The following is a 20,189-nucleotide window of genomic DNA, read 5'->3' on the forward strand; positions in this document are numbered from 1 at the left end:
GGATTTATCGAATCGGTTAATCGCCACCAACGGCACACTTGTTGCGTGTCAACCGATCGTCGGGGGCCCATCCGGCCGCCGCGTTTTCGGGAGATCGGTATGGCTACTTTATCCAAAGGCGACAAAGTCCAATGGCAAACTTCGCGGGGACGCACGGATGGCGTCGTCACCCGTAAGGTGACCGGTACCGCTAAGGCGGGCCGCCACGTTGTCAAGGCGTCTGCGCGCGACCCTCAGTACGAAGTCAAAAGCGCACGTACCGGCAAAACTGCAATCCACAAAGCGGATGCGCTGAAGAAGGTGAGCTAGCGGCTCATGGCTACAGTGTCGCATAGCCCGACTGTGTGGTGACGCCTAAGTTGCGGTCAACGTGCAATTGCGTATAATACTGTATATGCATACAGTATTACCGGCGCGATGGAATTGCTGAAGAAGCTCGAAATTTTGGCAGATGCGGCGAAATACGACGCATCATGTGCCAGCAGCGGCGCGCCTGAACGAGATGCGCGAGCGCGTGCCGGGCTTGGTGCGAACGTGGGCGCCGGAATTTGTCATAGCTATACGCCAGATGGCCGGTGTGTGTCGTTGCTAAAGATCTTGCTGACCAATTTTTGCCAGTACGATTGTCAGTATTGCGTGAACCGGCGCTCCAGCAATGTCCCGCGCGCGCGTTTTTTGCCGCAGGAAGTCGTCAACCTGACAATGGACTTCTACCGGCGCAATTATATTGACGGCCTATTCCTCAGTTCCGGCGTGATCCGCAGCGCCGACTACACGATGGAGCAGTTGGTCCACGTGGCACGGTCACTGCGTGAAGAGCACCAATTTCGCGGTTATATCCATTTGAAGACGATCCCGGACGCCGATCCGCGGCTCATCTCAGAGGCCGGCCGATATGCCGACCGGCTTAGCGTGAACATCGAACTGCCGACCGACCGCGGCCTGCAACGGCTGGCGCCCGAGAAAAACGCGTCAACGATCAAGCGTGCCATGGGAACCATCCGTCTGGCTCGGGAACAAGCGCAAAGCGAGAAGCATGCGTCACTGAACGCGCCGGCCGGGCAAAGCACACAAATGATCGTGGGCGCTGATGATGCCGATGACCGCACCATTTTACGCACCGCGCAAACGCTGTACGGTGCATACCAATTGAAGCGCGTGTATTACTCCGCTTTCAGCCCGATCCCGGATAGCCCGTCCGCGCTCCCTTCGCAAGCTCCGCCGCTTCTACGCGAGCATCGGCTGTATCAGGCGGACTTCCTGTTACGCGGTTATGGTTTTCGTGCCGAAGAACTGTTTCAAAACGACGGCGACCTGCCGCTGGATATCAACCCTAAGCTGGCATGGGCGTTGGCGCACCGTGAATCGTTTCCGGTCGATTTGAATCGCGCGCCATCATGGCTAATCGCACGCGTACCGGGCATCGGTGTACGCAATGCAAAGCGGCTGGCGCAGCTGCGTCGCGTGCGCGCTATCCGCTATCACGATTTGATTCGCCTGCGTTGCGTGATGGATCAGGTCAAATCGTTTATTGTGGCGCAAGACTACAGGCCCGCACGAGTCGATATGCCATCGGAACAGCTGCGGCATGCACTGTCGCGCGCCCCCGTCCAATTGGCGTTGTTATGAACGGCGCGTGCCCGTCCACGCTGCTGATCGACGGTGGCTACGCCAGCTGGCGCTCGCAGGCGTTGCGCGCGCTCGCGGCGGGTTGGCCGCCAGAGGCCGTGACATGGGTCGAGCGCGGTTCGGTAACAAGCGTCACCACGGCACAAATGCCGCTGGACTACCCGACAGCCGCACCGGTCGTGTACGATGATCGGACGCAGGGATCCGGTGCGCACAGCGACAGCGCCAGCTTGCGCGTGAGCGTCTCGAGCGCGTTGGCGTCCCTGCTGCAGGACGCCGCGCTGTATCGTTCGCCGCAACGTTGGGCGCTTTTGTATCAAATCCTGTGGCGATGGTGGCATGGCGATCGAGCGGTGGCGTCGGCGGCCGACGAAGACGGCGCGCGATTGCACGCGATGGCCAGGTCCGTGCGGCGTGCCAAGCACGACATGATCGCGTATGTGCGTTTTCATCGACGTGGCGGCGCTGGGATGCCGGAATACCTGGCCTGGTACGAGCCCGAGCATGAGGTGTTGGCGTACGCCGCAGAGCACTTTGCACACCGCATGGGAACGTCGTCCTGGTGGATCGGCACGCCACAGGGCGCAGCGCTGTGGGATGGCGCGACGCTGCAGTTGTCGGCCGTATCTGGCGATGCAGCGACAATACGGACCCGTGCCGCTGTTGACGAAGTCGAGTCGCTGTGGCTCGCCTACTACAAAAGCACTTTCAATCCGGCACGGCTGAACGAAACGGCGCTGCACCAGCATATGCCGGTGCGCTTTTGGAAGCATTTACCCGAGGGATCGTTGATACCAGCAATGATCGCCGACGCGCGAAGTGGCGCGCGTCGTGTGGCGCAAGCCAGCGCAGTGCGCGCGATGACAGGCAAGCAAGTCGCCGTGGACGCGCAGCGCGCGCAGCCGTCACGGCCGATCCCGTCTTCGCTGGACGAATGCCGTCGCTGCGAATTGTGGCGCAATGCCACGCAGGCGGTGCCAGGCCACGGTCCAGAAACCGCTCGGATGATGGTGATCGGCGAACAACCGGGCGATCATGAGGACTTGACTGGCCGCGCATTCGTGGGCCCTGCCGGTCAAGTACTGGACGAGGCGTTGCGCCGCGCCGGTGTGCCGCGCGACGCGGTCTTCCTGACCAATGCGGTCAAGCACTTCAAATGGATTGCGCGCGGCAAGCGGCGTTTGCACAAAACGCCAGCACAACGCGAGGTCCACGCTTGTGCTCATTGGTTAGAGCAAGAACTGGCGCGTGTGCGGCCGGCCGTCATCGTCACACTGGGCGCCACGGCACTCGGTGCAGTCCTGCGTCGCAACGTCAACCTGCACGACTATCTGCACGCTCCTGTGCGGCTCGGTGACGCGTGGTTGATCGCCACGTGGCACCCGTCCTATGCGCTGCGGGTAGACGGCGCTGCGGCGCGGGAAGCAATCGTTGCAGCAATGGGAAAAGCCGTTGCGTGCGGACGGCAGTTGGCCGCGGCAGCTGTTGACGCGCATTGACGCGGGATGCGCGCGAGGCATGCCGAACGTGTCATTAGCCCGGCTCACATGCCGCACTTTTTGTTATCGAGTAGGCTACTCAAAGCCTATATCCGCCAGGCACGATTGACGAGAACGCTGCCGGCGCAAGACGCGATACGAATTTTGTACTACATCCCTTACGATATATGATGTATGTATCATCCAAAGGAGCCGTTATGAGTCGTATCCTCGTTGACTTACCGGATTCGCAGGTCGAGGCGTTGGCGGTTATCGTGGAGACCGAACATCGTCCACGCGCTGCCATCATTCGTGACGCGATCGAGTCGTATATCTCCCAGCGCAAGCGCACACTTGGGGCAGACGTCTTCGGGTTGTGGGAGAACAAGAAGCTCGACGGTCTTGCCTACCAGCAGAAGCTTCGCTCCGAATGGTAAAGGCACTCTTCGACACGAACATCCTGACCGACTATCTAAGCGGGATCAGCGCTGCAAGGAAGGAGCTGGAGCGCTATGAATATCGTGCAATCAGCACGATTACCTGGATGGAGATTCTTGTTGGTGCCGCCACAGAGGAAGAATCCGTAATTCGAGCATGGCTCGGCTCATTCGATGTAGTCGCCCTCGATAATGCGATTGCGAACCGGGCAGTGGAGATTCGGAAGACCAAACGGGTTCGGTTGCCGGATGCCATTGTGTGGGCGACGGCACAGGTGCACTCGCTGCTGCTTGTTTCACGAAATACGAAAGATTTCCCTGCGGACGAACCAGGCGTGCGCGTCCCGTACAAAATCTAGGATCACGTCACCTCTGCGCGTTCGATCTCCCGCAACAGTTCATCCAGCCGAGCCGGCTTGACCAAATGCAGATTGAACCCGGCATCGGATGCAGCCCGCTTGTCGCTCTGCTGCCCATAACCAGTCAATGCGATCAGCAGCGCGCGTGCGGTCCGTGGTTGCGCACGCAGCGCTTTGGCCACCTGGTAGCCGTTTGCATGCGGCAACCCAATATCCAGTATCGCCACTTGGGGTTCGAACGTTTGCGCCATTTCGATTGCCGACACGCCGTCGTGCGCGACACGCACAATATGGCCTGACAACTCCAGCAACACCTGCAAAGACATCGCCGCATCGGTATTGTCGTCGGCGATCAGCACCCGTCGCTGGTTTGCAGCAGCGCAAGCGGCGGGCTCACGCGACGCCTTGTCGGCGCGCTCACGCTGCGCCACGTCGGCCAGTGGCAATCGAATTACGAATCTAGAGCCCCGTCCGGGCCCGTCCGAATACGCAGTCGCCGATCCGCCGTGCAACTCCGCAAGCTCGCGCACCAACGCTAGTCCGATGCCCAGGCCCCCGCCAGCCTGTTCCATCGATTTGCTCGACTGCATAAACGGGTCGAACACAGACGGTAGTTCTTCCGACGATATGCCGATGCCGTTGTCCTGCACACAAACGGCAACATCGGTGTCGCCAATATCAAGCCGAAGCTCGATCCGGCCGCCATCGGGCGTATACTTTGCCGCGTTCGACAGCAGGTTGCCGATGATTTGTGCGATGCGGATGCTGTCACCGACGACCGGGCAAGCTGTAGTTGGCACGGTCACCGACAACGTGTGTCCCTTGCTGTCGAGCAACGGCTTACTCGTTTCGACCGCCGTCTCGACGACTGCCTTCAAGTCCAGCGCAGCGATTTGCAGCACGATCTTTCCGTACGAAATGCGGGACACGTCCAGCAGATCGTCGACCAGCCGTCCCAAATGCGCCAGCTGGCGACTGGCGATAAGTCGGGCATCCGCGCGCATTGCCTCGGTTGCTCCGTACTTGGGATCGAGCAATTCAATTGCATTGCGAAGCGGTGCGAGAGGATTGCGTAATTCGTGTGCAAGCGTCGCGAGGAACCGGTTCTTACGCCGATCCGCCTCCCGCAGCGCTTTCTCGGCCGCATGCAGCCGCAGCAATGCCCGCACGTTGGCGACCAGCTCGGCTGCATCGACCGGTTCGGTCAAGTAGCTGTCCGCACCGCCGTCTAGCGCGAGAATCTTGTCGTGCGATTGCACAGCAGCCGCTGACGTTTGTAGCACAAGCGTCGAACTCGTTGCCGCGTCCTGCTTGATCAGTTTGCACACCTCGATGCCGCTGATGTCCGGTAGTCTCACATCGAGCAACACAAGCGCCGGCTCGCGCTCACGCACAACCTGCAACGCGTCATATCCGGTCGACGCGTCGATCACCGCAAACCCCGCATGGCTCAGGATGCGCGACTTCACATAGCGGGCACCCTCATTGTCATCGACATTGACGATCAGTGTCGCTGCAGTGCTCATGCTGCCTGCCCTCCGCTGCATCCACGCATGTGTATCGTCCCGGCCGTCGCATGCGGCGCTTCCCCGGCTTGTACCAGACATACTGGCACGGTGACGTAAAACGTGGAGCCCGCCCCCAGTTCGCTGCATACGCGGACGTCGCCACCCAGCAGCATGGCCAGCTTACGACACAGCGGCAAACCGAGCCCCGTTCCCTTTGTACGTTGTTGGAGACGATTCTGCACCTGGCTAAACTCTTCAAAGATGATCTGGTGATGCTCCGGCGCAATACCAATGCCGGTATCTGAAACGAAGAACGTAACGCGGGTGCCGTCCGGCTCCATTCGCGCGCCGACCTCGATGCGGCCATGCTCCGTATATTTGAGCGCGTTCGATACAAAATTCCGCAGGATTTGCGTGAGCTTAGGTTCATCGGTATACAGCCTGGGTAAACCCGCCACCGACGCAAACTCGAGCTGCACGTGTGGTGTATTGAGCAGCGGCGCCAACATCGCGCGAAGCGCCGCAAACAGGCCAGCGGCGTCGAACCATACGGGTACGACATCGGTCTTGCCAGCTTCAATCTTGGCTAGATCGAGCAAATCGTCGACCATCTCGGCAAGATGCTCCGCCGCACTGAGGATCAAGGTGACTTGTCGCTCCTGTTCGCCCGTCAAGTCGCCATCAAGCCGGTTCAGCAGCAACTTCGCCAACGCTCGAATTGAACTGAGCGGCGTGCGAAGCTCATGGCTCATGTTCGACAAAAACCGTGTTTTCATCGCGTCTGCACGACGCAGTTCCTCTGCCCGCTCGTCCAGTTCCCCATAAAGCGCGACAACGCCGCGGTTGGTCGCTTCCAACTCCTGGGTTAAGCGCAGCAGGTCCTCCTGGCGTTGCCGAAACTCGGCAAGCGTGGACACCAGCTCGCGGTTCAGTTGTCGCAGTTCATCAAAGGCCTCGGTTTGCGCAACCGCTGGGGCAAGCTCGTGCGCGAGCCGGCTCACGGCATCGACGGATACGGCAGCGCGATCAGCGGGCAGCGAATCGGCCATGGTCACGAGTGTGCCGTCGCCGTCGCGCGACTGAATCGAAAAATGGCCGATCAGGCGTCGCGCACCGGCAACGCCAGTGCGCATGTCCGCCTGCTCGCCGCCGACGCCTTCCAGCACGGCGTGCAGGTCGCGGATGCCCGGCCCCCAGTCGCGCACCTCAATTCGCAGCGCGTGCGGGTGCGTCGTATCGTCGATGACAAACGTGACTTCCCCACCGCCCGCATACTCGAGTGCATTGCAGGCGATCTCCAGGACTGCGCTTGCTATGCGAGCCTGATCCAATGGCGACATGCCCAGCGCCGCCGCCAGTTCGCGTGCGCGTCGGCGTGCGACGATGGCATCTTGCTCACACTCGAGCCGGATCTGTAGCAAACGCATCGTCATGACTCAACTGGGCTCCCGTTCGGGCCTTCACGACCACGACCGTCGCGTCGTCGCGCCGACGCGAAAAATCACGATAAAGCACCGCGGCAATGATCGCTGCCGGTTGCCGGGCGAGTCCCGGATAATCGGACAAATCCCACCGCGTCCCCACGCCGTCCGAATGCAATACGAGCATTGCGTCGGCGTTCCACGCCATTTCGAACTCCTGCGCGCCACGCATCGTATGCCCAACGATGCCGTTGCGCGATATCAATTGGTAACGGTCGCGCGGCGCACCAGCATGGTCGCCAGCATTGCTCCGAGGATGCCCGGTGCCGTGCGCAACCGCCGAGATGTTTCCCGTGCCGCAAAATGTCATGCACGCCTTCACCCAATCCAGGCGTACGAGTGCGATTGCGGCACCGCGTGTACCTCGCAGCGCCGCGTCGGCCTGCTCCATCAGCCTGGCCGGCGAAATACCGGCGCCGCGCTGCACCACGTCCACGATCCCGTACGCCGCTATGTGCGCGTCAGCGCCATGCCCTAGGCCATCGGCCAACGCGAGCGTCATGCCGCGCGGATCGGATTGTGCGTACCAGGCGTCGCCACACACCTGTTGTCCGGGACAGGGTACGCAAATGCCGCCGAGCTGCGGCCCAGACAGCGTGGCATGTGCAAGTCGCTTGCGGGTCTCGCACAGCAACGCCCGCACCACCGTACCCGCGCCCGGTTGCGAGTATAAAGCGAATTGATCAGCAAGCCGACGGATCGCACCCAGGCCAGTGCCGGCCGTGCCAGCCGTAGAATGACCATCAGTGAGTGCGGCACGCACGTCGTGCATTCCAGGGCCGCGGTCCATCGCAATTAACTCAACCGCCCCGTCTAGTGGCCGCATCAACACTTCGCCGTGCCGTGCGTGTTTCAAGATGTTCGTCGCAGCCTCGGTGGTCACGATCGCCAAGCGGCCGACATCCACCTCTCCGAAGCCGGCCTTACGCGCCGCTTCAGCGGATGTGCGGCGCGCAAATGCGACTGCGCTCGCATCCGCGATCTCCAGCGAACAGTGAGCGCCACCGCTCGGCAACGCCGCACCTAACGTGTTTTCCATTTTGTGATGATCACCTTCGTACCGTTCCCGAGCTGCGATTCGATCGTGAATTCGTCACATAGGCGGCGCGAGCCCCCCAGCCCCAGACCGAGCCCGGTCCCGGTACTGAAGCCATCCCCCAGCGCCTGATCGACGTCCGCGATACCGGGACCGGCGTCGGTGAACGTCAAACGCAGGCCGACACGTGCGCCATTGACCACCACGTGCAGCTGAGCCGTACCGCCGCCGCCATGCTGTAGCGTGTTACGGGCCAGTTCACTGGCTGCGGTCACGAACTTGGTCTGGTCGATCAACAAGAAACCGCGCGCGATGGCCTGATCGCGCACCACCTGCCGCAGCCGGACGATTTCCTCGTCCGAGCGCAGGCTTAATTCGGCTACCAGCCGCGGTGCCACCTCGTTGGCGCCGATCATCGATACGTCTGGCATGTCAACGCCGACGCTGCTGGAGCAGCGCCATGCCCTTTTCGATGTTCAGCGCCGTACACACACCATTGAGTGTGAGCCCCAACTCGACCAGCGTAATCGCGACTGACGGCTGCATGCCCACTACGACCGTCTGCGCATCGAGCACGGTCGCCATCGCCGCGGTATTGCTGATCATCCGGCCAATAAAAGAGTCCACGACATCAAGGGCAGAGATGTCGATTAACACACCTTTAGCACCGTCCTTGACGATGCGGTCGGTCAAATCGTCCTGCAGCGACATAGCGAGACGATCGTGCATATCGACCTGAATAGTGACAATCAGGTAATCGCCCAAGCGCAGAATCGGAATCCGGTCCATGATCTGACCTTACGCGGCGGGACGACCCGGTATCACCGTCGCATCGGTGCGCTGCAACGCCACCACAAAAGCATCCGCGAGCGTTGATTTGGTCGTCACATTGGTCAAATCAACGCCAAGGTGGACAATCGTCTGCGCAATCTGCGGACGGATGCCACTGATAATGCAATCTGCACCCATCAATCGCGCTGCCGCCACGGTCTTGAGCAGATGCTGAGCCACCAGCGTATCGACGGTTGGCACGCCCGTGATGTCGATGATTGCTAGGCTCGCGCCGGTTTCAACAATTTTCTGCAGCAAACTTTCCATTACCACTTGGGTGCGACCGGAGTCGAGCGTACCGATCAATGGCAACGCCAGAATTCCATGCCACAATTGCACAACGGGCGTCGACAACTCCAGCAGTTCCTCCTGCTGCCGAGAGATAATCGCCTCGCGGCTGCGCTGATAGATTTCAGTCGTATAAAGACCCAACGCGTCAAGCAATTCGTTCACTGCCCACCCGGTATCGGCGAGCATGGCGGGATTGTCAGCGAATTGGGCGCTCAGTCGCGCGTACAGCGGCCGCTTCAACGAAAACACAAAAGTCGCCGTCTCGACCGGCGTGAACCCAAGCTTAGCGCAGTGCCCGGACATTTCGGCAAGGAATGCACGCACCGGCTCCCACTGTGCATCGCTTGCGTCCAACGACGACGTGCACTCAAGCGTATCGAGAAACACATCGAGAAATCCACGGAATTGATCCCGAGCCTCGGCTTCCGTGGCCAACCCTCGACGCAATGCAACCGGCAAATGCTGATCGATCCATTCGGATAACAACACAGCGCGATGTTGACGAAGTATGTCAGCGAGGCCCGCTCCGCTGGCAGTATTCATGCGATCTCCGCTTAACAGATAGTCAATGATGCGGTTAGAAATAGAAGGGCAGCACCTTACTATAGTTCGTCACGGCAATAAACGTTGCAGCCACAAATGTCCGGATCTGCATCATGGGTGACGGGTGTACGCCCGGTCACCGGGTAATCCGCCCCAAAATTTGGTGGAATTGCATGCCGCGCGGCCGAATGCCTTGAACACCGAAGCGCTGGAACGCATCGGCGCGTTGTACAAGGTCAAGGCAGAGATCCGCGACAAGCCGGTCAACCGGATCGATGAGCTGCGCCCTGGCGCCTGGCACAGGACCTGGCTTAGTCGTCGTACGCGATCGGTGCTTCGGCGCAATCCAGGACAATCGAGTGCATACGGATCTCGCACCACTCCTTGAACATCTTTAGCGTACGAGCTTGCGGCCATAGACACTCGTCGACATACCAATCCTCGAGCATGCGTTCGAAGATGACCTGCCAGTGCTTGTGCAACCAACGCTTGACAGCGGCCTCGGGATCGTTACCGGCTGCAGGAACCAGGAAGGCGTTTGCATTCTCGCTAGCTTGCGCCAGCGTCAATGCCATGCCCGCAGCAGAATCGACGCTGTTGATCCAGGTAACGAACGCAGCCTTCGGCGTCGCTATGGCGACAACTCGGTTCGCTACCAAACGTGGCTCCACTGGCATCTTGGCAATCTCGGTACAAAGGCCGCCATGCTAAAGCAAGACGGTGTCGGCGCCACGTCTTACAGCCAATGTCACGCATCGGTTGCAGCAGTGGCGCTTCATGACGGGTTGAACCTGACGGGCACTAGCCGTGGAAGAATGCTACAACGCTGAGCATCGTGCGATAGATGCCCCACATGAGTGGCAACCCAACCGCGACCCAAGCAAGCACGACCAGCGCACCACTGCCGAACGCCCGCATAGCGGGAGCTTCGGCAGCAAGTTCGCACACGGGTGGCGTAGGGTGCGCAACGCGTTTTTCCTCCGCAAGTTCCTGCTCGCTCATGAAATATTTCGGGTGCACTGGCTTTATCAGAAGATTGCACACTAGGCCCACTAACAGCATGCCAACTAAGATATACATTGACTGGTTGTAAACTTGCTCACGCGGCAGGCCGCGAGCCAGCTGGTAGTCACGCATATAGTTCACTACGACAGGCCCAAGGACGCCGGCAGTTGCCCAAGCTGTGAGCAGCCGGCCATGAATGGCCCCGACAAACTGAGTGCCAAACAAGTCGGCCAAATAAGCAGGAGCCGTGGAAAACCCTCCGCCGTACAGACTGACGATGACACAGACAGCAGCAACAAAGAGTATTAAATATCCGGCGGTAATACTCGACGGAATGCTGGCGTATAGAAGCCCGCCCAGCACGAAGAAAATGGTGTAGGTCCGTTTGCGCCCGAGCTTATCGGAAAGACTGGCCCAGACAAATCGGCCGCCGATATTGAACAAACTCAGCAGCGCGGTAAAACCGGCTGCCACAGAGGCGATTGACATCAATTGTTCTTTGCCAAGTTCGGAGAATGGTACAGCTTGGCCAATCAGGTGTCCGCCGAATACTTCTTGCAACATCGGACTGGCCATGCCGATAACGCCGATTCCGGCCGAGACATTCATGCAGAGCACCATCCAAACGAGCCAGAACTGCGGGATACCCCACACTTTCTTCACATGGACATGGTGCTGAGTCACCATGGTATCGTCTGCCTGCTCCTTAGCAGACTTCCAGCCAGCAGGTGCCCACCCAGACGGCGGTATGCGATAGGCCAGTGCGCCACTCATCATAAAAACGAAGTACAGCACAGCCATAGCGACAAAAGTTTGCGTCACGCCCCCCCCTTCGTATGCAGCAAAGGCCGCCATAAGTTCCGTGGCTAGCGGCGAACCAATCATCGCACCGCCGCCAAATCCCATGATAGCCATGCCGGTGGCCATGCCCCGTCGATCGGGGAACCATTTGATTAGTGTACTGACTGGCGAGATGTACCCGAGACCCAGACCAATACCGCCAATCACGCCGGAGCCCAGCAGCATCAGCCAGAACTGGTGTAAGTGGATGCCAAGTGCGGAAAGCAGCATACCGCCGCACCAGCATAGCGCACTGACCACGCCAGCCTTGCGCGGACCCGCTCGTTCCAGCCAGCCGCCCCAAATAGCGGCAGAACTGCCAAGCAGCACAAAGAACAATGTGTACATCCATCCCAGCGTGGAAATCTTCCAGTCGCAGTGAGTCACGAATAACTCTTGCAAAAAGCCAATCTCGGGACCGCAGGACATAGGGTGGGTAATGCCGATGGCCTGCGACAACGGTAGCCAGAAGACCGAGAAGCCATAAGCCATGCCTATGCACAAGTGAATCGCCAAGGCGGCCGGGGGCACCAGCCAGCGGTTGAAGCCTGGCTTCGCGACAATGCGCTCCTTGGAGAGAAAGGGCACGGCCGCGGCTTGCTCGGCAGCGCCTGCACTTAGGCTTGACGTCATGTTGTCTTTCCCAATAATGGACCGGCCACAGACGCACCTCTGTCTTTAGGCATGAAGGCCGCCGGTCGGTTAAGCGAATAAGCAGACAATTTATCAACTACAAAACCAGACAGTCCTATTTTTTGCGGTACTGTCACGATACCGCCGGCGACCAAGCTGTACACAACATCGCCGGCGGTATCTGCGCCTATACAGAGTGGTCCATCTGCCTAGTGATGGCAGCGATCTGACCATTTTATCCCGCACGCAAGCGTCAAAAGCAACCGTCTACGTCAAGACAGTTTTGACGCTGGGCTTCCCCTTCGCCCACTCTTTCGCATACAGCGACACGCAGAATGCTGCGACCATGTCAAACACTTTGGGTTCGGTCAACAATGTCATATGGCTGGACGAGTCCACGTCAATCATCTCAAAGCTTGGCAATTGCCGTTGCCACTCTTGCCAATAGTTGGTGTGATTGAAGGCCGCGAATTCTCGGCTGTCAGTGGAGAAATAAGGCTCCAAATCTCCCATCCACAAACCACTGGCATTACGGAAATAATAACAGGCGACCTCCTCGGCCTTCGGCAACGGCAGAATCCGATACTGCTCCACTTGGTAGGATTGCTGAATCCGCGCCACTTGCTCCATCATGTGCTGCAAACGGTCATCACTTATCTTCAACCCTCGCTGCCGCGCCAACGTCATCAATTGCTGCCGATAGGCTGGATGCGACAACGACAGATCAACCTCGTCCCGGTGGATTAACACTTCAGCAAAACGTTCAGGCGTGTCACTGATCGTCATCTGCAAAGACATATTGACTGCCTGTAGTAGTCTGGTCTTATCGGCCAACTTGGCGGTGCGCTCACCGGTGACATCCGGCGAGTCCAGCATCACCAGGGTCTTTACCGTTTCCCCTGATGCCTGCAGTTGCCGGGTCACCTCATAAGCCAGCATGCCACCGAGCGAGTAACCGCCGAGATCGTAGGGACCATGGGGCTGCACCGATTGAATCGCTTGAACATAATAGGCCGCCATCGCCTCGATTCCCTGGAGCGGTTCGCGCTCGGTCATCCATCCTTTGGCTTGAAGTCCAAAAAACGGCCGGTCGATGTGATGGGCCAGTTCTTGGTATATCTCACTGCCGCCCAGCGCACCGTGGAACCAGAAGATGGGCTGGCCATCGTCCACCGTATTGAGTCGCTGCAGCTCCAAAAAGCGTGTCGTCGGACGGGTAAAAAGCTCACTGATCTTGACTGGCAGCCCTGGCCCTTTTGCGCTTGCCCGCTCATCACGTTCGGCCAGCAAATCTAGCAAGTCTTGAATCGTAACGCACTGCTGGATTTTGGCTAACGCTAACTCAGGATCCATTTCCGCTTGTAACTGCATCGCCAGCTGGACCATGACGATGGAGTCAGCCCCATAGACACTGAGAGGCTTGGCCGGCGACAATTCTTCCGGCTGCATACCCAGCAAATCAGCCAACACGCGTAGCCCACGTTCAGCGGCAGTCTCCGTGTGGCTGGCATGATCATCGGTTACGTTCACTGGCGTACTAGTTGAGGCCTGCTGCGTAACGCTGGCCGCTATGGCGTTGCCCTGCAACGTTGTTGGCGTGTTGGACTGCTCTAGCCAATAGCGTTTTTTATCAAATGCATAAGTCGGCAATGGAACGATTTTTACGCCATAGCCAGCGGAGGTATTTTCCGCCAGCTTGTCCCAGGGAACCTCACCACCCTGCGTCCAGAATAGCGCCAGCTGTTGTCGCTCATCGGCGGCAATCAAGCTGTGGCTTAACGCGTCTGCGCCAGGACCGCACAACAGGCTAGCCGTCGTCGCCGGCACCTCGTCAATATTGCCAGAAAACAACGGCAAATTGAGCTTTGCTAACGCGGCTATGCCATCACTTTGGTTCAACACTTGCCCAATCTCGCATAGTGCCGCACGTAACTCGCCCATGCTTTTCACTAGCAACGCCAACCGCCACTGCATCGCCTCACGGCCAGTTTGCAGGGTGTAGGCAACGTCGTTGAGCCGTAAATTCGGATGCATATCGAGATGACGTGCTAACCTCATCACCCCCTGGTGCAACGAGCGGACGCTTTTCGCCGACATCGGCACGATATAAAGAGCGCCGTTCTCGACCTGCGCTACATCGTCCCCCAGATGTCCTTGGTTCTCCTGATACTTTTGATATTCTTCGAGCACCAGGTGGGCATTGGAACCGCCAGCACCAAAGGCGCTGAGTGCCGCCCGGCGCGGATATTGTCGCCTCATCCCGTCCATGTCGACCACGGGCTGAGGCCAATGGCCCAACTCACGTTGCAATACAAAAGGCGAATTCTCGAAGTCCAGCTTAGGATTAAGCGGGCCGAGCAATAGAGACGGCACCAGTTGCTGGTGTTGCAGTTGTAAGACTAGCTTGCTGAGTTGGGACATGCCCGAAGCCGCCTCGGCGTGGCCGATATTCGACTTGACCGAGCCAATTGCACAGGATTGGTTGGCAACGCCGGCTTGGCCAAAGACTCGGTTTAACGCACTGAGCTCGATAGCATCGCCCATTGCCGATCCATTAGCCGCTGACTCCACATAACTGATCGTGCGCGGGTCAACCCCTGCTCGCTTGAAGTTGCTGTCGATCAGCGCCGCCTGCGCCTTGGCGCTTGGCATCGAAAAACCATGGGTATGGCCGCCATGATTGACGGCGGTCGACTTGATCACCGCAAGGATCCGATCGCCATCGCGTTCGGCGTCGGCCAGTGTCTTAAGCAAGACTGCGCCGACCCCTTCCGCCGGCAAGTAACCATCGCCGTCGGCGAAACTACGGCTGCTGGCGTGGCTGCCAAGCACCTTACCGATACTCAGGCCGATGTATTTTTTCGGATGCAGCGTTAGGTTAACGCCGCCGGCAATTGCCAATCTGCAATCGCCGTTGCGCAGGGCCTCACCAGCGGCATGGATTGCGGAGATCGACGATGAGCACATCGTGTCGATCGCCAAACTCGGCCCCTGAAAATCAAAGAAATAAGATACCCGGTTCGCAATCGCGCTGTATGAAGTCACGGATACCAACGACTCTTTGACGAAGTCCGCTTCAAACGCTTGGTACTGTTGATACATTACGCCGACAAACACGCCAACCTGCTGCTGATACTGCTGTTTTAACCGTTGTCGAGTCAGCCCGGCGCTTTCCAGTAAGTTCCAGCAAGTTTCGATGAACAGCCGGTCATTGGGGTTAATGATTTCCGCCTCGCGAGGCGACAGGTTGAAAAACAACGGGTCAAAATCTTCAACCCCATCGAGAAAACCACCCCATTTACAATAGGTCTTGTCAAACCGGTCGCGCTGTTCAGCAAAATAAGCCTGATGGTCCCAGCGCTGCGTGGGCACTTCACTGATGAGATCTTCGCCGCCTGCCAGCTTATGCCAAAACGTCTCCAAATCTTCAGCGCCAGGGTAACGTCCACTTATACCGACGATCGCCAGTTCACGGCTTGAATTGGCCATAGACGGTGTATCCTGCTGCGCGGTTCGGCGACGGCGCTTGCGCGCGGGCAGCTGCGTAGCAATTGCTATTGGCTCTACCCTCTCTGCCTGCGCTACCTTTGTTCCGTGCTTAGCGGTCGTGTGCCGATTAACCGGCTCGCCCAACACCCGCTGCTGCAACGCATCGCGATGATGGTGAATAAAGTACTCGCTCAGTTCACGCACCGTTTGATATTCGTATAACAAAGTATTCGGTAGCGAGCCAAAACTTTGTTCCAGTTTAGTGGTCAACTCGGTGAGGATGATCGAGTCAACGCCGTAGCGTTCGAACGAGCCATCGCTATCAATTTTTTCTACAGGCCGCTTCAGCGTCGTCGAGAGCAATTGCTTGAAATAACGGATCGCCGGCTCGGTCAAATCCCGATGCACTGGTTCGTCATTGACGTTGGCTGTCGGCGACGGCTCGTCAACTAGAACTTGTGTCGTCGGCGCAGCAGACTGTTCGGCCGCGCCTGGCTCATCAAACATAGCCGCCACCGGCTCATGCCACTGAGCCGCAATAAATGCTTTAATTTTGGCGGTATCGCCTTCCAAAACCATCAACCGCTCGGGTGCGTTGGCATCGGCAAGCGCCCGACGCAGCAACTCCAGGCCACCGTGGTCACTCAACGGTTCGATGCCAGTGTGCTCAACCATGAGTTGCTCGCGTTGAGGATCAATCTGCATCCCGCCATTGCGCCATAACGGCCAGTTAACCGCGAGCGTGCGGCCATGGCGGTGACCAGCAGCTGTCTGGCGGTTACGCCAACCGGTAAACTCGTCCAAAAAGGCGTTGGCCAGCGCATAGTCACCTTGGCCGACATTACCAATCACCGCGGAAACCGACGAAAACAGGACAAAACAATCTAGCGCAAGGTGAGCACTAGCCCGGTCCAGATTCAGCGCCCCCGCCACCTTAGGCATCAGCACCGCCGCCCAATCGGCCTCGCTCTTATTGCTAAGCAAGCTGTCTCGGGTAAGACCGGCACAATGAAAAATGCCATGAATACCGCCAAACTCCCGCTCACACGTCACGATTAGCTCGTCAACCGCGGTCCGATCAGCCACGTCCAGCGCCTCGAGCTGCACTTGAGCGCCTAACTTTTTGATATGGGCGATCCGCTCGGCGGTTTTAGACGACAATTGGTCAGCGGAGCGGCTAGCCAGGATCAGCTTGGCGCCATGCGCTTCCCGGGCAATCGCTTCGGCCAGCAACAGCCCCAATCCACCTACGCCGCCGGTCAGCAAGTAGACGCCGCCGGCGCGCCACGGCGCGGTTTCGGTAGCGGCCAACGCCGTTTCCTGCCAAGACGCCACTTGGCGCTGATACCGAGTCTCAACGCTATGCTGATAACGGACCCGCTCGTCCTCCTGGTAGCTATTCTCAATCAATAACTGCGCCAGCAACTCAGGCGAATGCCTTCCAGACACCTCGATGGACTGGGCGGCAGCGATCAGTCCTTCGTTTTTGGCGGTCTTGAGCAGCGCTTGCAATGAAGCGAAGACTGAGGTGCTGAGCCGTGGGCCATGATCACTGTCAAGCAGAACCAACTGCACCAAGCTATCCGATCGGTTTTCTTTTAAATAACCAAGCAAAACGCTAGCCAACGATTGCAACGCGCAAGCGGGATCCTCAGCAGCGGCAGGCAATCGCTCAACGTTGATCTGCCGGCCCGATATCCGTTCCTGGCAGCAGTCTGCCAGTTTGTCCAATACAATGGGTTGGCTACCTGCCAATAAAATCAATTGCCGGTTATAGTGCTGTTCACCGTCCTGGCGTGGCGCTTTATCCCGCCAGACCGGCGCCATTACCAGTGGCTTAGCTTGGCCGCTATCTAATCTTTTCGACGAGAAGCCAAGCAGACGCAGCGCCACCCGGCCCTGCGGGTCACACAGATCCACGTCCAATTTGTTAATCCGTCCCGGATGGTGATTAACGGCATAACGTACCCATGCATAGCAACCATTGCCAAGCAGGTTCAGATCACCCAAAATCACGCCATCCAGCGCAAAGGGCACCAGTGGCTGACGGCGAGCGTCCGACTGAGCCGGATCCACCAACGCCAGTCCTAACGCTGCCTGCAACGCGGAATCGAGTAGGCCGGGAGGCAAACGTAGCGACTCGTCGCACTCCCCGGCTTCTGAGAACTCGCAAGGCAACGCCAATTTAGCCAGCACCTGGCCATTGCCCGCCTGTAATTCGCTGATCCCGCGGAAGTGTTCTCCATAGTCCAGCCCCATCTCGCCAAAGATTTGATAGCACTGCTGTGGCTCCAGTCGCTGCTGCTCGGTGGCAGCGGCGATTGCCAGCAAATTCAGCTGCGGTAAGGCTTGAGTGGCGCCGACCAATGCCACGCCGCGGCAGTAGCTTGGACCGTCAACGTTAGCGCCGACAATCTCGAACAGAATCTCGCCATTGTCTTGCTCTGACAGCTCGATGTCGATGGCCAGCTCACCACCGTCATGGCGCATCGGGTGCTGCCACGCGATATGCTTGAACTGGACCAGCGCGTCATCGTCGGCAAGCGACAGTTCGACCGCGGCCCTGGCCATTTCTAAGTAAGCGACCCCTGGCAGGATTTTGACGCCATTGACCCGATGCTCGTCAAAGAAGAATTCGTTGCCATTAAATCGGCTACTAAAACGCTGCCCCGCCAGATCCGAGGTATTACGCTGCACTAAAGGATGGAGGATCGGCTCGCCCGAGTGCTCAACCACCGGAGCCTCGCTGATCCAGTAAATTTCACGGTTAAACGGGTAGGTCGGCAGCGGGATTCGACGCGCCCGACCATCTGGATAAAGCTGACGCCAGTCGACGGTTGCCCCCCGGCACCATAACGCGAGCAACGTGTCGCGATCCTGTTGTTGCAGCGCTCGGAGCACCTCACCCGTCGCAACGTCGCCGGCAGGTTCGTCACGCTGGTCGTAGCCGTTGGCAAGATAGTGCCCGAGTTGGTCCAGAAGACTGTCTCGACTGTCTGCCACTATTGCCAGCCGGCATTCCATCGCCTCACGGCCCAACTGCAAACTGGCGGCCAAATCCGGTAACGCAAGCTGAGGCCGTTGCGCTATAAAGTCAATCAACTGCTTGATTCGCGACTTGAGCGCTTCGGGCGTCCTGGCCGATATTGGAAAGATCGTCGCCGCACTGCCTTGTGCCGTTACGCCGACGGGGGACTCAACCGCCTCCAGTACGATGTGCGCATTGGTACCGCCAAAACCGAATGAACTGACACCCGCACGACGGGGCGTGTCGGACTGTGGCCACTCCCGCGCTTGCTGCAACACTTCAAAAGGGCTGCCGGCCAAGTCGATATAGGGATTGAGTTGCTCGCTATGCAAACTCTTGGGTAGGTAACCGTGCTTGAGAACCAGCAACGTCTTGATCAATCCGGCGATACCAGCAGCAGATTCGAGGTGGCCAATATTGGTTTTTACCGATCCGAGGTAACAACGCCGCGCGCTGCTACGGCCCAGCTCGGCAAATGCCTGCTTGAGCCCGCTGATCTCAATGGGATCTCCGAGACGGGTGCCTGTACCATGGACCTCGATATAGCCTATGCTGTTAATATCAACGTTTCGACAGGCTTGTTTGATCAGATTGGCCTGCGCCGTGGAGTTAGGCGCAGTCAGCGAATTGGCATGGCCGCCATGGTTTCTCGCCGAGCCAATAATAGTAGCCACGATGTTGTCACCATCGGCCAGTGCTTGTTGATAATCCTTGAGAATCAACACGCCAACGCCTTCGCCCCGAACATAACCATCGGCATCGGCGGCAAAGGTTTTGCAACGGCCGTTAGGGCTTAGCATGCCTGCCTTCGCAGCGCCAATGAACACCATGGGCTCAAAACAGAGGTTGACCCCACCGGCGACCGCTACCATGCAGTCACCGCTAAGAATCGCTTGTGCCGCCTTGTACACCGCCACCAATGAACTGGAGCAGGCCGTATCGACCGGCGCGCTGGGGCCGTGAAAATCGAACAAGTAAGAGATACGGTTGGCAATGATCGAGTGGGCGTTACCGGTAGCATCATGGGCGCCTGCCGCCGTGCGGGCCAATAAGCCGTTATAGTCGGCTGACGATACGCCGATATAAACCCCAGTATCGCTACCGCGCAGGCTTTGCGGGGGAATCCCCGCATCTTCGAAAGCCGCCCAGGTTTGCTCCAGCACAATGCGGTGCTGAGGATCCATCGCTTCGGCTTCACGCGCGGAGATCTTAAAGAAATCGGCGTCAAACGCCATCGGGTCCTTGATGAAGCCGCCCGGGCACGCAAATTCTTTCCGCAGGTGGCGACGTTCGGCGATGCCTGGCAGGTTCCAATAAGGAAACTCGCCGATTGCCGAGCGCCCCTGCACCAGTAAATGCCAAAACTCCTCAGTATTGTCCGCGCCGGGGAAGCGCCCGGCAAAACCCACAATCGCCACTTTGCTAGCGTTCGGATCCGATTGGGCACCGCTGTCTACGCTAGCACCGATTTGCCGTCGGGTCTGCTGCTGTACGGTTTGCCGTTGTCCGGCACGCCGCTGGGTGGGCAGGCTGATGTCACTTAGATCGTTTGCAATTGTCTTTTCCATGGCTCCAAATGCCCTTCCCGTTCGGGTGTGCCC

At 58.5% G+C, this 20,189-nt stretch carries 14 protein-coding genes; 5 read left to right on the top strand and 9 right to left on the bottom strand.

Annotated features, from left to right (window positions below; all coding sequences use genetic code 11):
* The first annotated feature begins 99 nt into the window (after window positions 1–99).
* The 5 genes from KQH55_RS07050 (at window position 100) to KQH55_RS07070 (ending at window position 3,903) form a co-directional block, all read left to right on the top strand.
* Entirely contained in the window at window positions 100–309 is a 210-nt protein-coding gene (locus tag KQH55_RS07050; RefSeq protein WP_076787001.1) for a DUF2945 domain-containing protein, read from the top strand.
* 108 nt (window positions 310–417) lie between these two features.
* Window positions 418–1,629, top strand: coding sequence for a putative DNA modification/repair radical SAM protein (locus tag KQH55_RS07055; protein WP_076795354.1), 1,212 nt, complete (start codon window positions 418–420; stop codon window positions 1,627–1,629).
* Window positions 1,626–3,128 carry a UdgX family uracil-DNA binding protein gene (locus KQH55_RS07060; RefSeq protein ID WP_235090481.1) on the top strand — a complete coding sequence of 501 codons (1,503 nt, stop codon included), beginning with the start codon at window positions 1,626–1,628 and terminating at the stop codon, window positions 3,126–3,128. Before KQH55_RS07055 ends, KQH55_RS07060 begins: the two co-directional genes overlap by 4 nt.
* Window positions 3,129–3,325: 197 nt before the next feature.
* On the top strand, window positions 3,326–3,544 hold the full coding sequence (locus KQH55_RS07065; protein ID WP_076797202.1) for a ribbon-helix-helix protein, CopG family: 219 nt from the start codon (window positions 3,326–3,328) through the stop codon (window positions 3,542–3,544).
* Window positions 3,538–3,903: a type II toxin-antitoxin system VapC family toxin gene (locus tag KQH55_RS07070; protein ID WP_076795359.1), complete on the top strand. Its 366-nt coding sequence runs from the start codon at window positions 3,538–3,540 to the stop codon at window positions 3,901–3,903. The genes KQH55_RS07065 and KQH55_RS07070 overlap by 7 nt, the downstream gene beginning before the upstream one ends.
* 2 nt (window positions 3,904–3,905) lie before the next feature.
* On the opposite strand, the gene KQH55_RS07075 is transcribed toward KQH55_RS07070, so the two are convergent.
* The 9 genes from KQH55_RS07075 to KQH55_RS07115 form a co-directional block, all read right to left on the bottom strand.
* On the bottom strand, window positions 3,906–5,429 hold the full coding sequence (locus KQH55_RS07075; protein ID WP_235090482.1) for a response regulator: 1,524 nt from the start codon (window positions 5,427–5,429) through the stop codon (window positions 3,906–3,908).
* On the bottom strand, window positions 5,426–6,844 hold the full coding sequence (locus KQH55_RS07080; protein ID WP_076795364.1) for a sensor histidine kinase: 1,419 nt from the start codon (window positions 6,842–6,844) through the stop codon (window positions 5,426–5,428). Before KQH55_RS07080 ends, KQH55_RS07075 begins: the two co-directional genes overlap by 4 nt.
* Window positions 6,807–7,931: an ATP-binding SpoIIE family protein phosphatase gene (locus KQH55_RS07085; protein WP_235090483.1), complete on the bottom strand. Its 1,125-nt coding sequence runs from the start codon at window positions 7,929–7,931 to the stop codon at window positions 6,807–6,809. Before KQH55_RS07085 ends, KQH55_RS07080 begins: the two co-directional genes overlap by 38 nt.
* Entirely contained in the window at window positions 7,916–8,359 is a 444-nt protein-coding gene (locus tag KQH55_RS07090; protein ID WP_235090484.1) for an ATP-binding protein, read from the bottom strand. The genes KQH55_RS07085 and KQH55_RS07090 overlap by 16 nt, the downstream gene beginning before the upstream one ends.
* A 1-nt stretch (window position 8,360) precedes the next feature.
* Window positions 8,361–8,717: an STAS domain-containing protein gene (locus KQH55_RS07095; RefSeq protein ID WP_076786982.1), complete on the bottom strand. Its 357-nt coding sequence runs from the start codon at window positions 8,715–8,717 to the stop codon at window positions 8,361–8,363.
* Window positions 8,718–8,726: 9 nt separating this feature from the next.
* Window positions 8,727–9,593 carry an STAS domain-containing protein gene (locus tag KQH55_RS07100; protein WP_076786980.1) on the bottom strand — a complete coding sequence of 289 codons (867 nt, stop codon included), beginning with the start codon at window positions 9,591–9,593 and terminating at the stop codon, window positions 8,727–8,729.
* A gap of 311 nt (window positions 9,594–9,904) precedes the next feature.
* Complete coding sequence (locus tag KQH55_RS07105; RefSeq protein WP_235090485.1) at window positions 9,905–10,252, bottom strand: hypothetical protein; 348 nt, start codon at window positions 10,250–10,252, stop codon at window positions 9,905–9,907.
* Window positions 10,253–10,394: 142 nt separating this feature from the next.
* On the bottom strand, window positions 10,395–12,071 hold the full coding sequence (locus KQH55_RS07110) for an OFA family MFS transporter (protein ID WP_235090486.1): 1,677 nt from the start codon (window positions 12,069–12,071) through the stop codon (window positions 10,395–10,397).
* Between the two features lie 267 nt (window positions 12,072–12,338).
* Window positions 12,339–20,156 carry a type I polyketide synthase gene (locus tag KQH55_RS07115; RefSeq protein WP_235090487.1) on the bottom strand — a complete coding sequence of 2,606 codons (7,818 nt, stop codon included), beginning with the start codon at window positions 20,154–20,156 and terminating at the stop codon, window positions 12,339–12,341.
* Window positions 20,157–20,189 lie beyond the last annotated feature (33 nt).

Origin of the sequence: Mycetohabitans sp. B3 (assembly GCF_021498065.1) — a bacterium.
Taxonomy (GTDB): domain Bacteria; phylum Pseudomonadota; class Gammaproteobacteria; order Burkholderiales; family Burkholderiaceae; genus Mycetohabitans.

What these genes read in the sequence shown, in the direction of transcription:
- KQH55_RS07055 (WP_076795354.1), top strand. Translation starts at nt 418, where the DNA reads ATGGAATTGCTGAAGAAGCTCGAAATTTTGGCAGATGCGGCGAAATAC.
- KQH55_RS07075 (WP_235090482.1), bottom strand. Translation starts at nt 5,429, where the DNA reads ATGAGCACTGCAGCGACACTGATCGTCAATGTCGATGACAATGAGGGT.
- KQH55_RS07090 (WP_235090484.1), bottom strand. Translation starts at nt 8,359, where the DNA reads ATGCCAGACGTATCGATGATCGGCGCCAACGAGGTGGCACCGCGGCTG.
- KQH55_RS07110 (WP_235090486.1), bottom strand. Translation starts at nt 12,071, where the DNA reads ATGACGTCAAGCCTAAGTGCAGGCGCTGCCGAGCAAGCCGCGGCCGTG.
- KQH55_RS07080 (WP_076795364.1), bottom strand. Translation starts at nt 6,844, where the DNA reads ATGACGATGCGTTTGCTACAGATCCGGCTCGAGTGTGAGCAAGATGCC.
- KQH55_RS07100 (WP_076786980.1), bottom strand. Translation starts at nt 9,593, where the DNA reads ATGAATACTGCCAGCGGAGCGGGCCTCGCTGACATACTTCGTCAACAT.
- KQH55_RS07060 (WP_235090481.1), top strand. Translation starts at nt 1,626, where the DNA reads ATGAACGGCGCGTGCCCGTCCACGCTGCTGATCGACGGTGGCTACGCC.
- KQH55_RS07050 (WP_076787001.1), top strand. Translation starts at nt 100, where the DNA reads ATGGCTACTTTATCCAAAGGCGACAAAGTCCAATGGCAAACTTCGCGG.
- KQH55_RS07095 (WP_076786982.1), bottom strand. Translation starts at nt 8,717, where the DNA reads ATGGACCGGATTCCGATTCTGCGCTTGGGCGATTACCTGATTGTCACT.
- KQH55_RS07085 (WP_235090483.1), bottom strand. Translation starts at nt 7,931, where the DNA reads ATGGAAAACACGTTAGGTGCGGCGTTGCCGAGCGGTGGCGCTCACTGT.
- KQH55_RS07070 (WP_076795359.1), top strand. Translation starts at nt 3,538, where the DNA reads ATGGTAAAGGCACTCTTCGACACGAACATCCTGACCGACTATCTAAGC.
- KQH55_RS07065 (WP_076797202.1), top strand. Translation starts at nt 3,326, where the DNA reads ATGAGTCGTATCCTCGTTGACTTACCGGATTCGCAGGTCGAGGCGTTG.
- KQH55_RS07115 (WP_235090487.1), bottom strand. Translation starts at nt 20,156, where the DNA reads ATGGAAAAGACAATTGCAAACGATCTAAGTGACATCAGCCTGCCCACC.